Source organism: Vibrio sp. 10N.222.49.C9 (assembly GCF_041474985.1).
In the GTDB taxonomy this organism is placed as follows: Bacteria; Pseudomonadota; Gammaproteobacteria; order Enterobacterales; family Vibrionaceae; genus Vibrio; species Vibrio crassostreae_C.
In genome coordinates this window covers 1-320 of record NZ_JBFRVD010001280.1, presented here as the reverse complement: position 1 = coordinate 320, position 320 = coordinate 1, and the positions used below count along the sequence as shown (strand labels likewise).

General features: G+C 51.2%; 1 protein-coding gene. It reads left to right on the top strand.

Annotated features, from left to right (window positions below; genetic code table 11):
- Positions 1–320, top strand: a 320-nt coding sequence (locus tag AB4585_RS27905) for a sugar-transfer associated ATP-grasp domain-containing protein (protein ID WP_372172005.1), incomplete at both ends; no start/stop codon positions are given.

The window sequence follows — 320 nt, the reverse complement described above, 5'->3', positions numbered from 1 at the left end:
GTAGAGAACTTGATTAAGTTCGACAGCTGCTTCGAGGGTTACAGCTACGAGGGTGTGCCCGATGTACGTATCATCGTATTCAAAGGCTACCCTGTTATGGCGATGATGCGTCTATCAACGTCTAACTCTGACGGAAAGGCTAACTTGCACCAAGGTGCTGTGGGCGTGGGTATTGACATAGCGACAGGCAAAGCCGTACGCGCTGTTCAATACGATTTACCCGTAACCCACCACCCTGACACAGGTAAAGACCTAATGCAGCTGCAGGTTCCTCACTGGGAGCGTTTACTGGTCTTGGCCTCAAGCGCTTGGGAAATGAC